Annotated in this window: 11 protein-coding genes; 5 read left to right on the top strand and 6 right to left on the bottom strand. The window is 67.9% G+C overall.

Annotated features, from left to right (window positions below; genetic code table 11):
• Positions 1–1,126, top strand: a 1,126-nt coding sequence (locus VF662_RS02415; RefSeq protein ID WP_464137289.1) for an iron-containing alcohol dehydrogenase, incomplete at its 5' end; no start/stop codon positions are given.
• A complete protein-coding gene (locus tag VF662_RS02410) occupies positions 1,123–1,557 on the top strand; it encodes an acyl-CoA thioesterase (RefSeq protein WP_464137288.1) in 435 nt (144 codons plus the stop codon). The genes VF662_RS02415 and VF662_RS02410, both read left to right, overlap by 4 nt.
• Here VF662_RS02410 and VF662_RS02405 read toward each other — a convergent pair.
• A complete protein-coding gene (locus tag VF662_RS02405; protein ID WP_464137285.1) occupies positions 1,554–2,513 on the bottom strand; it encodes an NAD(P)H-dependent flavin oxidoreductase in 960 nt (319 codons plus the stop codon). The genes VF662_RS02410 and VF662_RS02405 overlap by 4 nt on opposite strands.
• 41 nt (positions 2,514–2,554) lie before the next feature.
• The gene (locus tag VF662_RS02400; RefSeq protein ID WP_464137283.1) at positions 2,555–4,159 is read right to left on the bottom strand and encodes a ShlB/FhaC/HecB family hemolysin secretion/activation protein; all 1,605 of its coding nucleotides are present in this window, start codon (positions 4,157–4,159) and stop codon (positions 2,555–2,557) included.
• 259 nt (positions 4,160–4,418) lie between these two features.
• Here VF662_RS02400 and VF662_RS02395 point away from each other — a divergent pair, with 259 nt between their 5' ends.
• Positions 4,419–5,639 carry a FecR family protein gene (locus VF662_RS02395; RefSeq protein WP_464137281.1) on the top strand — a complete coding sequence of 407 codons (1,221 nt, stop codon included), beginning with the start codon at positions 4,419–4,421 and terminating at the stop codon, positions 5,637–5,639.
• Between the two features lie 86 nt (positions 5,640–5,725).
• On the top strand, positions 5,726–8,050 hold the full coding sequence (locus tag VF662_RS02390) for an EAL domain-containing protein (RefSeq protein ID WP_464137278.1): 2,325 nt from the start codon (positions 5,726–5,728) through the stop codon (positions 8,048–8,050).
• On the opposite strand, the gene VF662_RS02385 is transcribed toward VF662_RS02390, so the two are convergent.
• Genes VF662_RS02385 through gltX form a run of 4 tightly spaced genes read right to left on the bottom strand, consistent with a single transcriptional unit; the run spans position 8,047 to position 12,706 of the window.
• On the bottom strand, positions 8,047–9,033 hold the full coding sequence (locus tag VF662_RS02385) for a Gfo/Idh/MocA family protein (RefSeq protein ID WP_464137276.1): 987 nt from the start codon (positions 9,031–9,033) through the stop codon (positions 8,047–8,049). The two genes, VF662_RS02390 and VF662_RS02385, sit on opposite strands and share 4 nt — an antisense overlap.
• Entirely contained in the window at positions 9,033–9,986 is a 954-nt protein-coding gene (locus VF662_RS02380) for an MDR/zinc-dependent alcohol dehydrogenase-like family protein (RefSeq protein WP_464137274.1), read from the bottom strand. Before VF662_RS02380 ends, VF662_RS02385 begins: the two co-directional genes overlap by 1 nt.
• Complete coding sequence (locus VF662_RS02375) at positions 9,986–11,272, bottom strand: citrate synthase (RefSeq protein ID WP_464137272.1); 1,287 nt, start codon at positions 11,270–11,272, stop codon at positions 9,986–9,988. Before VF662_RS02375 ends, VF662_RS02380 begins: the two co-directional genes overlap by 1 nt.
• 15 nt (positions 11,273–11,287) lie before the next feature.
• Positions 11,288–12,706, bottom strand: a complete 1,419-nt coding sequence (gene gltX, locus VF662_RS02370; RefSeq protein WP_464137270.1) for a glutamate--tRNA ligase — start codon at positions 12,704–12,706, stop codon at positions 11,288–11,290.
• Between the two features lie 26 nt (positions 12,707–12,732).
• Here gltX and VF662_RS02365 point away from each other — a divergent pair.
• Positions 12,733–13,470, top strand: a 738-nt coding sequence (locus VF662_RS02365; protein ID WP_464137268.1) for a DUF4131 domain-containing protein, incomplete at its 3' end; no start/stop codon positions are given.

Here is a 13,470-nt window from a genome sequence, read left to right as displayed (position 1 = left end):
GTTCTTATATGGGCCGAAGCTCATCGCCGGCGCCGGTTCGGTGCGGCGGCTGGGGGAGGTGCTGCCGGCCGGGCGGTGCCTGTTCGTTACGGATGCGCAGGTGCGGGGGCTTGGACTTGCCGATGCTGCGCTTGCTGCGCTTGCGGATGCGGGCGTGGAGCCGATCCTGTTCGATGCGGTCGAGGCGGATCCCTGCCGGGAGACATTGATGGGTGGGGTCGCGGCGGGGCAGGGGTGCACCTCCGTAGTCGGCTTCGGGGGCGGAAGCCCGATGGATGTGGCGAAGCTCGCCGCATATCTGATCGGCAGCGGAGACGATCTCGAGGCGCTCTGGGGCGTCGGGAAGGCGAGCGGGAAGGGGCTGCCGCTGGCGCTGGTGCCGACTACGGCCGGAACGGGCTCGGAAGCCACGCCCGTGTCGATCATCACCGTCGGCGGCGCGGAGAAGAGGGGCGTCAGCAGCGCCGCCCTCATCGCCGACTGGGCGATCCTCGATCCGGAGCTCACGCTCGGGCTGCCGCGGCCGGTGACCGCCGCGACGGGCATCGATGCGATGGTCCACGCCATCGAGGCTTATACGTCGGCGCGCCTCAAGAACCCTATGTCGGACCTTCTGGCGCGGGAGGCGTTGCGGCTGCTTGGGGCAAACCTGATCAGGGCGTGCCAGCACCCTTCCGGTGTGGACGCGCGGGCGGCGATGCTCCTTGGCGCGCATCTGGCCGGCGTCGCCTTTGCGAATGCGCCGGTGGCAGGGGTGCATGCACTGGCCTATCCGCTCGGCGGCCACTTCCACGTGCCGCACGGCCTCTCCAACTCGCTGATGCTCGGCCACGTGCTCGGCCACAACATGTCCGCCGCGATGCCGCTATACGCGGAGCTCGGCACCGTCTTGGAGCCGGCTCTGGCGGAGGAGGGCATGCAGGCGCGGGCACAGGGGTTCGTCGAGCGGCTCGGCGCGCTTTCGCGAGCCGCCGGGCTTCCGCAGCGGCTCCGCGATGTCGGCGTTGCCGCAGGCGATCTCGATCTCCTCGCAAGCGAGGCGATGAAGCAGGAGCGGCTGCTGATCAACAATCCTTGCCGGATCGCCGAAGCGGATGCGCGGCGGCTCTACGAGGCGGCGCTGTGAGCCGCGAGCCGCTGAAAGGCCGCGGCTTCTACCGGGTGTGGCGCGAGGTCGGCACCCGCTGGGGCGACAACGACGCCTACGGCCATGTGAACAACGTCGTCTACTACAGCTGGTTCGACACGGCGGTGAATGCCTGGCTGATCGAGCAGGGGCTGCTCGACATCCAGGCCGGTGATCCGATCGGGCTCGTCGTCGAGACCGGCTGCCGCTACGCCCGGCCGCTCGCCTATCCGCAGCCGGTGGATGTCGGGTTGAGTGTCGAGCGTCTTGGAAAATCGAGCGTTCGCTACCGCTTGGGGGTGTTTGCTAAGAGCGAGCAGGAAGCGGCAGCGGAAGGACATTTCGTCCATGTCTATGTCGGCCGGGACAGCCGCCGCCCCGTCGAGCTGCCGTCCGAATGGCGGCGCAGGTTCGAGCAGATCCGAAGCTAGGCGGTTTTCGCCGCCAGCTCCGCCTTCGCCTCCTCATATTGCGCTGCCAGCTGATCGATATAGGCGCCCGCCGGCTGCACGCTGGTGACCGCGCCGATGCCCTGGCCCGAGCCCCAAATGTCACGCCAAGCCTTCGCCGAGCCTGAGCCGAAATCCATCGTCTTCAGATCGCCCTCGGGAAGGTTGTCGGGGTCGAGCCCCGCCGCCTCGATCGAGCGGCGGAGGTAATTGCCGTGGACGCCGGTGAACAGGCTGGAATAGACGACGTCGGATGCTCGTCCCTCGATAATTCCCGACTTATATTCGGAAGTTGCGTTCGCTTCTTCAGTCGCGATGAAAGGTGAGCCGATGTAGGCGAGATCGGCTCCCATCGCCTGCGCGGCGAGGATCGAGCGGCCGTTGGCGATCGCCCCGGAAAGGATCAGCGGCCCCGCGAACCATTCCCGTATCTCCTGCACCAGTGCGAAGGGCGAGAGCCGCCCGGCATGGCCGCCAGCACCCGCGGCGACCGCGATCAGGCCGTCCGCGCCTTTATCGACGGCTTTCCGGGCGAAGCGGTCGTTGATGATGTCGTGGAGCGTGATCCCGCCCCAGGAATGAACCCCCTGGTTCACCTCCTCGATCGCGCCGAGCGAGGTGATGACGATCGGCACCTTCCACTTGGCGCAGGTCGCCATGTCCTGCTGCAGCCGCTCGTTCGACCGGTGGACGATCTGGTTGACCGCGAACGGGGCCGATGGCCGGTCCGGATTGTTGCGGTCCCAGGCGGCGAGCTCCTCGGTGATGCGGTGCAGCCACTCGTCCAGGAGGGCCTGCGGACGGGCGTTCAGCGCCGGAAAGGAGCCTACGATCCCCGCCTTGCACTGCGCGATCACCAGATCCGGGTTCGAGACGATGAACAGGGGCGCGCCGATGACGGGCAGGCGAAGGCGGCTGAGAAGCGGCGGAAGGGTCATTCCGCCCGCTTAACGGAACCCCGCGCGGGGTCAATCTGGCGCTAGAAGCGGGTGCCGAGCGTGAAGGAGAAGCGCGGTTCCCGGTCCGCCGCCGGATCGGCGCCATCGGTGAGCGGAAAGCCAGCCTCCAGCGAGGCCTGAATGCCGCCGTCGAGCCACAGCCGGATGCCGCCGCCCGCCGAGGCGAGCGAGCCGCCGCCGAAGCCGCCCTCGTAATTGCTCACCCGCCCTGCATCGGCATAGGCGTAGAGCTGGGCATCGCCGATCGGGCCCGGCATCTGCTTCAGATCGAAGCGGAGCTCGAGCGAGCCGGCAACGCCCTTATCGCCCGAGAATTCGCGATAATCCCATGCGCGTCCGAAATAGCGGCCGCCGAGGCCCATCTCCTCGCTCGAGAGGAGCGGGCGGTTCGCGACCTGACCTTCGGCCTGGCCGAACAGGCTGAGGCCCCGCCCGAGCTGCTGTTCGTATTCAAGCCAAAGCTCGAGCTTGGTGAACACCGCGCTGCCGTCCGGGCGCGAGGCGAGCGGATCCCCCCTGCGGGTGGCGTCGAGCACATCGAGCCCCTGGGCAAGGGAGAAGCGCGCGCGGGCGCGGGCGTCGGGGCCGCGGTGGACCGCCAGCCCGCCGGCGGTGATGGTAGCGATCCGGTCGTCGCGGATCCTGACGTCACCCCGGCTCTGGCTGCTGTCGCGGAGGCGGAAGTCGAGCGAACCCCAAAGGCTTGCGAAGCGCGAGCGGAGGAAGGGGTGGCGAACGCCGAACTCGATCTCCGAGCTTACGCCCTTGATGTCGAGGTCCTTGAGGACGCCGCCGGGCTCGGAGCGGGCGACGTAGCCGCCGACCGTCACCTCGGTGCCGCTGCCGCCGAGCACCTTCGTATAGGAAAGGTGGGCGAGCGCGAATTCCCTGGGCTGCATCGGAGTGACGCTGCCGCCGATCGTCAACCGGTCGTCCTCGGCGAGGATGCCGTTGATGTCGGCGGTGAGGCGCGCGCGGACGGGCCCGACCGCGGACGAACCCCAATTGTCGATGCTTGCCGAGCCGCGCACCCGATCGCGCGCCGCCTGGACCATGAGGATGCTTCGGCCGCCGCGGCGCTGGAGGCGCGCCTTGCCCATGCGGATGCCCGGCACGTCGCCCGCGAGCACCAGCTGACGTTCGAGCACTGCCGTCTTGACGGCACCGCCCCGGGCGAGCGGCTCCAGATAGGGGCGGACGGCCGCTTCCCCGTTGCCGGTGACCTCGACGGCGTCGATCCGGCCTTCGTCCACCACGACATGGAGGATGCCGTTGGAGACGCGCTGCGGCGGGATCCAGGCGGTGGCGAGGCCGAAGCCGGCCGAACGGGCGATATCGGCGATATCGGAGGCGAGCGACGTCAGGTCGCGCGCGGTGAGGGTGCGGCCGACATAGGATTCGACGACCCGGGCGAAGGCGGCGGGAGGAAGCGCCGAGGCGCCGTCCACACGGATCGCTCCGACGATTACGTCTTCGGTGATGGCGCTGGTGCCGGCTTCGGGGCGGCTGACCTCGATCGTGGGCCTGGCTTTCGGCTGGGCACGGTCCTCGCGGCGCAGGTCGTCCTCGATCACGGTGGGATCGGCCTGATCCGGCGTCCGCTGATAGGCCGGGGCCGACGCCATTGCGCCAAAGGCCAATAGGCCCGCCAACAGGATCCGCCTCAGAAATATCATGTGCTTAGGGTCGCCCCGAATTGCTCTTCGGCCGCCTCTGTAGCGCCGCGGTCCTAAAGAATTGGTTAGCCGCGCCTTCACCCTCCTAAGGCTTACGCGGCGTTAACCGGGTTCCTCCACCCGCCGGTAATTGACGCCATTTAGTCACGCATGCGGCACGAGTTCGCTGCGGGCATTCCGCTGCGGCTCACCAAAGGGGGGAAGACCCATGCGGAAGATGATCATCGGATTGGCGCCGTTATTGCTGGCGATCGGCACGGGCGCTTCGGCCCAGTCGCCGGGCTGGAAGGTGAGCGAAGTCAGCGGCGATGTGCGGCTGGTCGAGAACGGCCGCACCCGCGCGGCGACCCGCGGCGCGCTGCTCGCCAGCGGATCGACGATCGCTACGGGCACCAATGCCCGCGCCGTGATCGTGCGCGGCGAGGAGTTCGTGGTGATCTCGCCCCGTACTCAGCTTCGGGTTCCCGCAGTCCAGTCGCAGAACGCGATTATGCAGCTGATTGAAGACTTTGGCACGGCAGTCTTCAAAATCCAGAAGAAGAGCACGCCGCACTTCGGAGTGCAGACGCCTTACCTCGCCGCGGTCGTGAAGGGGACGACCTTCACCGTCAGCGTCGGGCCGGAAGGCAGCAGCGTCCAGGTCACCGAGGGAGCCGTCGAAGTTTCGACGCTCGACGGCGGCGCCAAGGACCTCGTCCGTCCCGGCACGATCGCGCAGGTCGGCGCGAGCGATCTTTACCGGCTGACCGTGCAGGGGGAGAGCACCAGGGTCATCCATTCGGAGAAGGGATCCGCCGCGAGCGCGTTGAAATCGAATGCGCCGGTCTATTCCGGCCCGTCGGCGCGGGCGATCGAAGTCCGCGCTCGCGTGGCTGAAAAGCATGACTCGGTGTCGGACGCCACCCACGGCCTCGTGGAAGCAAGCTCCGGCCACGAAATGGCCAATGCCGAATTCCGCGAGCAGGCCCGCGCCGCCCGCCGGGACGGATCGAACCCTGGTTGGGGCGACGGCAAGGACAAGCCCGGCAAGGAAGGCGACAAGCCGGCTGAGGACGAGAAGGACAAGCCTGCCAAGGACAAGCCGCCGAAGGACGAGAATGGCGATCCCGGCAAGGACGACAAGGACAAGCCGGCCAAGGACGACAAGGGCGACGGCAAGGATGTCGATCAGGGCGGCGATAAGGACGCCGACAAGGGTACCGACAAGGGCGGCGACAAGGATGCCGACAAGGGCGGTGACAAGGGTGGTGACAAGGGCAGTGACCAGGGCGGCGACAAGGATGCCGACAAGGGCGGCGCTAAGGATGCCGACAAGGGCGGCGACAAGGACGCCGACAAGGGCGGCGAAAAGGATAGCGATAAGGATGCCGGAAAGGATTCCGGCAAGGACGGCGGCAAGGGCGGCGCCGAAGGCCCCGGCGGTCGTTGAAGCGGCTGAGCGTCTCTGGATCCGCAGCCTTCATGGCTGATGCCTGCCTGCGCTCCCGGCGCCGGCAGGCACAGCTCTGAGCAATGATGCCCGACCACGCACCTTCGGAGACGGCTTTCACGCGCTGGCGGCGGCGGGCGATCCTCGCAACCGCGGCTATTGCAGGCGCCTCGCTGCTTTTCTCAGGCGCCGGCGAGGCTTTCGATCAGATGTTGAGGAGCGCACGCGACGGCCTGCGCTCGCATTCGGCCTCCGGCGAGGTGCACATCGTCGAAATCGATGCCCGCAGCATCAAGCAGATCCACCGCTGGCCATTGCCGCGCGGGGCCCACGCCGCAACGATCGATAGCCTGCACGCAGCAAGGCCCCGGGCCATCGCGTTCGATGTCGATTTCTCGTCAGCCTCCGAACCGCTGGAGGACGCCAAGCTCAAGGCCGCCTTGAAGCGTGCCGGAGGCAATGTGATTCTCCCCACGTTGCGTCAGGCAGCCGGTGCGGGAAGCTCGGAATTCAGTGAAAGTATTCCAATCAAGTCGCTGGCGGAGAACGCCTTTCTTGCTGCAGTCAATGTCATTCCCGACACCGACGGCTATGTCCGCCAAGTGCCGCTTGGGGTGGCGACGTTCGGGACACCGCGGCCCTCCATCCCAAGCATGATCGCCGAGAGTAAGGCCGACATCGGCCGCTCGTTCGACATCGACTATTCGATCGATCCGGCGACAATCCCGCGCCACAGCATGATCGACGTCATAAGCGGCCGCGTTCCGGCAGCGGAGCTTGCGGGCAAGCGCGTCATCATCGGCGGCACCGCGATCGAGATGGGGGATCGCTACGTCGTTCCGCGCTATGGCGTCATTCCTGGCGTCGTGATCCAAGCGCTGGCCGCCGAGACACTGCTTGCCGGCCCCATCCCCGAGCGGTGGAGCGGTGGATGGGCGCTCTCGCTTGCACTGCTGCTGATTGCCCTTACCGTCCGGCCGGGAGCAGGTCGCCGGCGCCTGGCGTTGTTCGGCGGAGGCTCGGCCGGCATCATCGCGCTGCCATTGATCACCGAAGCGGCCTGGGCCGTCTTCCTGCCGGTCGCCCCGGCGCTCGCCGCTCTGGCGATCGCGGCGGCCGGCGGCGCTGCGGCCTTGCTTCAGGAGCGCTATCGCCAGCGCACATTGGTGGACGAAGCGACCGGGCTTCCCAACCTTGCGCGGCTGGAGGCGGACCTGGCCGGGCGTGGCGGCGGCTCGATCGTCGTCGCCCACATCAACCGTTTCGCCGAGATCGCTTCCGTTCTCGGCCCTGCCGCGACCGCGCAGCTCATCCTGCGGGTCAGCGAGCGCCTGACGTTCGCGACGCCGGACCGGGTCATCTACCGAAGCGAAGAGGCCAATCTCGCCTGGATCGAAGCGCCCGAGGATGAAGACACGATCGGCGACCGCGTCGAAGCCATATCGTCGCTGATGCGCGCTCCGGTGGAGTGCGGCCGCCTGGTCGACGTCACCTTGAGCTTCGGCCTTGCCGCCGCCGAGGCGGCCGACGGAAAGCATCTGGCTGCGAACGCCTCGCTCGCCGCCGCTAGGGCCGCGCGGAAGGGCATGCGCTGGACGAAGTTCGTCGAGTCCGAGACGGACGAGACCAACTGGCAGCTGTCGTTGCTGGGCGAGCTCGACGCGGCGATGGCTTCGGGCCAGGTCTGGAACGCCTACCAACCCAAGCTCGACCTTTCGAGCGGCCGCATCTTCGCGGTGGAGGCGCTGGTGCGCTGGCTCCACCCGGAGCGCGGGCCGATCGGCCCCGACAGCTTCATTCCGCTGCTGGAGGAGCATGGCCGGGTGCGCGAACTGACGACGCACGTGCTCGCACAGTCGCTGGAAGACGCCCGCGCCTGGGACGCCGCCGGGTACCCGCTCGGAGTTGCAGTCAACGTCTCGGCCACCCTGCTCGCCGATCACGGCTTCATCGAGCTGGTGGGGCAGATGCTGCGCGCAAGCGGGCTTCCGCCCGAACGGCTGACGGTCGAGATCACCGAGACCGCCGCGATCAACAGCGCCGACGCTGCAGTCGCAGCGCTCGAGAGCTGGCGCGCGCTCGGAGTCAACGTGTCGATCGACGATTACGGCACCGGCCAATCCTCGCTCGGCTACCTGCAGAAGCTGCCGGCGACCGAGCTCAAGATCGACAAGAGCTTCATCGACGCCGTCAGCAGCGATCAGCGCAACGCTATCATGGTCCGCTCTACCATTGCCCTTGCGCATGAGCTTGGAATGAAAGTGGTCGCGGAAGGCATCGAGGACCGCGAGTGCCTGGACGCGCTCGCTGCGATGGGCTGCGACACGGGACAGGGCTATTTGATCAGCCGCCCGGTCACGGCTGCCGCCGTCACCGATCTCCTCGCCCAGGAAGCCCTCAAGGCAGCCTAGCGGCCGTAGATGCGGTCCAGCACCGAGGCGACGTCCACCAGCCGCTCCGCTTCCGGATCGAAGCGCGCACCGCCCGCCAGCCGCGTCGCCCAGTCGGCGGCTGCGCGTCCGCCCCACTGGTCGGGCGGCGAAGCCAGGGTCTCCCGCGAGGTGCCGCGATAGCGTTCGGCGCTGAAATCGTAGAAGGAGCCGCCGACATTGCTCATCGCAGCGCCGCCTTGGGTGCCGTAGAAGGAAGCGGAGATGATCGCATCGACGCCCGCCTGAAGGCGCCAGGAGCAGGCGAGGCGGACCGCGCAGCCGCCCTCCAGCTCCAGCGTCGCGACGGCATAATCCTCGACGCGGTCGGTCCGGCCCGCAAGAGGCTCGCCGCCCACGATGAGCTTGCTCGAGACGTCCCGCACCTCCGGGAAGCCGAGTGTCCAGAGCGCAAGATCGACGAGGTGGACGCCGAGATCCATGACGCAGCCGCCCCCGGACAGCGCCGGATCATAGAACCAGCCTTTGTCGGGCCCGTAGGCGTTGTGGAAGACGAGATCGACTGCGTAGACGCGGCCCAATTCGCCGGACCGGACGAGCTCGACGATGCGGCCCATGCCATCGGTGAAGCGGTAGGAGAGGTCCACCGCCAGCAGCCGGTCCGCGGCCCGCGCTGCCTCCACCACCGCCCGAGCCTCCGTCGCCGTGCGGCCGAGCGGCTTCTGGCAGAAGACCGCCGCGCCGCGCTCCAGCGCACGGATCGATTGCTCGGCATGCATGGCGCTCGGGGTCGCGATCACGATGCCGTCGACGCCGGCATCGAGGAGATCGTCCAGAGTCGAGACGATGGCCGCGTCCGGCGCGAGCTTGGCGGCCTCCGCGGCTATCTCCGCCGATGGATCGGCGACGGCGGCGGCTTCGACGGCGCCGGTGTTCAGCATCGCTTCCATCCGGTGGCGGCCGATCCAGCCGACGCCGAGGAAGCCGAGGCGCGGGCGGCGCATCAGGGGGTGACCAATGCCTTGAGGAAGCCGTCGGGGCGGTCGCGGGTGGCGTTCAGCGCCTCGTCCAGCCGGTCGAGCGAATAAGTGTGGGTGTAGAGCGGGGAGGGGTCGAGCCGCCCAGAGGCGACCGCGTCCACCGCTTCCCGGATGCCGTCGGCATAGGTCTTCGGGTCCCGCTCATGCGCGTTGATGACGTCGATGCCGCGCCAGTTCCACAGCCACATATTGACCTGCCGCGGCCCATCCTGGTGATAGCCGGCGACGATCAGCTTGCCGCGCTCCTTGACGAGCTCTGAGGCGAGATCGAGCGGCCATTGCTTACCCACCGCTTCGATCACGCGGTCGCAGAATTGGCCCCCGGTCAGATCCTTCACCCGATCGATGATGCCGTTGTGGTCCTCCATCGGGATCACCTCCGCGGCCCCGAACTGCCGCGCCACGTCGAGCGAGAAGGGGCGGCGGGAGATGGCGATCACGCGGGCACCCGCATCCGTCGCGAGGCGGGTCAGGATCGCGCCCAGGAAGCCGATGCCGACGATCGCCACGGTCTGCCCCGCCTCGATGTCGCTGCGGCGGAAGATGTTCATCGCGCAGCCGAGCGGCTCGCCGGGGAAGGGCTGGCCGGCGAGGCTCTCCGGAAGCGGCACCACCGCGTCGGCTTCCGCAATGTCGTAGTCGGCGTAGCTCTTGTAGGAGAGCGCCGCGACGCGCTGACCCACTCGCAGGCCGTTCACGCCCTCGCCGACGGCATCGATCACGCCCCAGCCTTCATGGCCGAGCGCGCCGGGCTCCAGCGGGAATTGCTGCCACTCCGGCCCCGCCCAGGGCGTGAGGTTGGAGGCGCAGACGCCGCAGCCTTCCAACCGCACCCGCACCTGGCCGGGCCCCGGCTCCGGGAGGGCAACTTCGTCGATCCTGATCTCGCCGGGAGCCGCGAGCACGGCAGCCCGCATCAGCGCTGGTCCACCGGCACGTAATCGCGCTGCGTCGGGCCCGTATAGAGCTGCCGCGGCCGCCCGATCTTCTGGTCGGGGTCCGATATCATTTCGTTCCACTGCGCCACCCAGCCGACGGTGCGGGCGAGGGCGAAGAGCGCGGTGAACATGGACGTGGGGAATCCGATCGCCGACAGGATCACGCCCGAATAGAAGTCCACGTTCGGATAGAGCTTCTTCTCAATGAAATATTCGTCGTTCAGCGCGATCTGCTCGAGCTCGCGGGCCACGTCGAACACCGGGTCCGTCACGCCGAGCTCGTTCAGAACCTCCTCGGCGGTGCACCGCATCACCTTCGCCCGCGGGTCGAAATTCTTGTAGACGCGGTGGCCGAAGCCCATCAGTCGGAACGGATCGTCCTTGTCCTTGGCGCGGGCGATATATTCCGGGATCCGCTCGGGCCGGCCGATCTCGCGAAGCATGTTCAAGGCCGCCTCGTTGGCGCCGCCATGCGCCGGGCCCCACAGGCAGGCGATGCCGGCGGCGATGCAGGCGAACGGGTTCGCGCCCGAGGAGCCGGCGAGCCGCACCGTCGAGGTCGAAGCGTTCTGCTCGTGATCGGCGTGGAGGATGAAGATCCGCCGCATCGCGCTTTCGACGATCGGGTTCACCTCATAGGCCTCGGCCGGGACGCCGAACGTCATCCGCAGGAAATTGCCGGTGTAGGAGAGGCTGTTCTGGGGATACATGAACGGCTGACCGACCGAATATTTATACGCCATGGCGGCAATGGTCGGCATCTTCGCGATCAGGCGGTGCGAGGCGACCATCCGCTGGTACGGATCGGTGATGTCCGTGGAATCATGATAGAAAGCCGACAGCGCGCCGACCACGCCGCACATGATCGCCATCGGGTGCGCATCGCGCCTGAAGCCGCGGTAGAAGGTCGAGAGCTGCTCGTGCAGCATCGTGTGGCGCGAGATGGTGTAGGTGAAGCGGTCGAGCTCGCTCCTGCTCGGAAGCTCGCCGTTCAGGAGCAGGTAGGAGACCTCCATGAAGGTCGAATGCTCGGCGAGCTGGTCGATCGGATAGCCGCGGTGGAGGAGGATGCCCTGATCGCCGTCGATATAGGTGATCGCGCTCTCGCAGGCCGCGGTCGAGGTGAAGCCCGGATCGTAGGTGAAGGCTCCGGTCTGGCCGTAAAGCTTTCGGATATCGATCACGTCCGGCCCGACGCTGCCCGGAAGCACGTCATAGTCGACAGTCTTGCCGCCAAGCCCCAGGCTTGCCTTGCCGTTCGTCATCTTATCGCTCCTTGATCACACCCGGTCCTGAACGCGCGCGAGGCTCTCCTCGCGCCCGAGAAGGACGAGAACGTCGAAAATTCCCGGCGACGTCGCTCGGCCCGTGAGCGCCGCACGAAGCGGCTGCGCCACCTGGCCGAGCTTGACGCCGGCGCTTTCGGATACCTCTCGAACGGCCTGCTCTGTCGCCTCGGCGGTCCATTCGGGCAGCGCGGCAAGCGCTGCATGAACGAGGGCGAGCAGGTCCGGTGCATTGCCCTCTAGCAAGGACGCCGCCTTTTCGTCGAGATCGAGCGGGCGCGCCTTGAAAAGAAAGAGAGCGCCTTCCGCGATTTCGTTGAGACTCTTCGCACGCGGCTTCAGCCCCTCCATCGCTCGGGTGAGGAGGGCGATCTCGTCGGTCATGAGCGACCGCCCGAGCAAAGCCTCGATCCGCGGCGTCGCCAGCCCCGCCAGCCGCCCGTCCGATGCCTCCCGGATATAATGGCCGTTCAGATTCTCAAGCTTCTTGGTGTCGAAGCGCGAAGGGGAGCGGCCGACGCCCTCCAGGCCGAACCAGCGCACGGCATCTTCGCGGCTGATGATCTCCTCGTCCCCATGCCCCCAGCCCAGGCGCAGCAGATAGTTGGACAGCGCCTCGGGCAGGAAGCCGAGCGCGTGATAGTCCATCACGCCCGTCGCCCCGTGCCGCTTCGACATCTTGGCGCCGTCCGCTCCGTGGATCAGCGGCACGTGCGCATAGACCGGCTCCGGCCAGCCCATGCCCCGGATGATGGCGAGCTGGCGGAAGGCGTTGTTGAGGTGATCGTCGCCGCGGATGACGTGAGTCACGCCCATGTCGTGATCGTCCACCACCACGGCCAGCATGTAGGTCGGGCTGCCGTCGGAGCGGAGCAGGACGAAGTCGTCGATTTCGGCATTCCGGACCGTGACCGTGCTCTGCACCTGGTCCTCGATCACCGTCTCGCCCTCGCGCGGGGCCTTGAGGCGCACCACGAACGGAGCGCCGGGCGCCGCGGCGTCGGGCGAGCAGTCGCGCCACTTGCTCTCGATCCGGAACGGCCTCTTCTCGCGCTGCGCCGCTTCGCGGGCCGCGGCAAGCTCGTCCTGCGTCATATAGCAGCGATAGGCATGGCCGCGCGCCAGCAGCTCGTTCGCCACCTCGGCGTGGCGCGCCCAGAATTGCGACTGATAATATTCGTGCCCGTCCCAATCGAGATCGAGCCAGCGCATGCCTTCCAGGATAGCGGCGATGGCGGGCTGGGTGGAGCGCGCCTTGTCGGTATCTTCGATGCGCAGCAGGAACTTACCGCCGTGGTGGCGGGCGAACAGCCAGTTGAAGAGCGCGGTTCGGGCGCCGCCGATGTGCAGGAAACCGGTCGGCGAGGGCGCAAAACGCGTAACGACCTCGCGCGTGGGGACAGTTGCGCTCAAGCGCCGATTCTCCAAGGATGCGCCGGATGGCGACGAACGACTGGCGCGCCCCTAGCATAGGCCTTTGGCGGCGACAAACGGCGCTGCCGGCGCGCGTCTCCGAGCGGCTGGAGGCGCTGTTCGACGCCGAGCGGGACCAGCTCCCGCTCTGGCTTCCCGTCGGCCTCGGCCTCGGCATCGCCGCCTGGTTCACGCTGCCGGACCGGGGCAGCTGGTGGGGCTTACTTGCCTTGGCGGGGGCGCTCATGCTGGCGGCGCTTGCCGGCGGGTGGGGGACGCGCTGGGGCCGCGCGATGGCGATCTTCTGCTTCGCCGCCGCAACGGGCTGCGGGCTGATCTGGTGGAAGTCCGAACGGGTCGCGGCGCCCCGCGTCGAGCGTGCGCAGATGGCGGAGTTCGACGCTCGGGTGGAAAGCCTGCAGCGCCTTCCGGCCAAGGAATCGGTGCGGCTGGTGGTTCGGCCCCTCGCGGCGCCGCATCTCCCGCCGAAGCTCCGCATCAACGTCGATCAGGACAAGAGCGGCACCATCGCGGCCGGTGCCACCATTCACCTGCGCACCTGGCTGATGCCGCCGCCGCCGATGGCCGTGCCCGGCGCCTATGATTTCTCGCGCGCCGCCTGGTTCCAGGGCATTGGCGGCACAGGGCGTGCGCTTGGCGAGGTGAAAATCGTGGCGCCGGCGGCCCCGCAGGGCTGGAGAGCCCGCATCGCCGCCGCCCGGCAGAGCCTCGCCGATCATATCCGATCGAGGCTCGAAGGCGGG

The organism is Allosphingosinicella sp. (genome assembly GCF_036387215.1).
Lineage (GTDB): Bacteria > Pseudomonadota > Alphaproteobacteria > Sphingomonadales > Sphingomonadaceae > Allosphingosinicella.
Note: the sequence above shows the minus strand (reverse complement) of the source record. Positions and strands in the feature narration are given on the sequence as shown.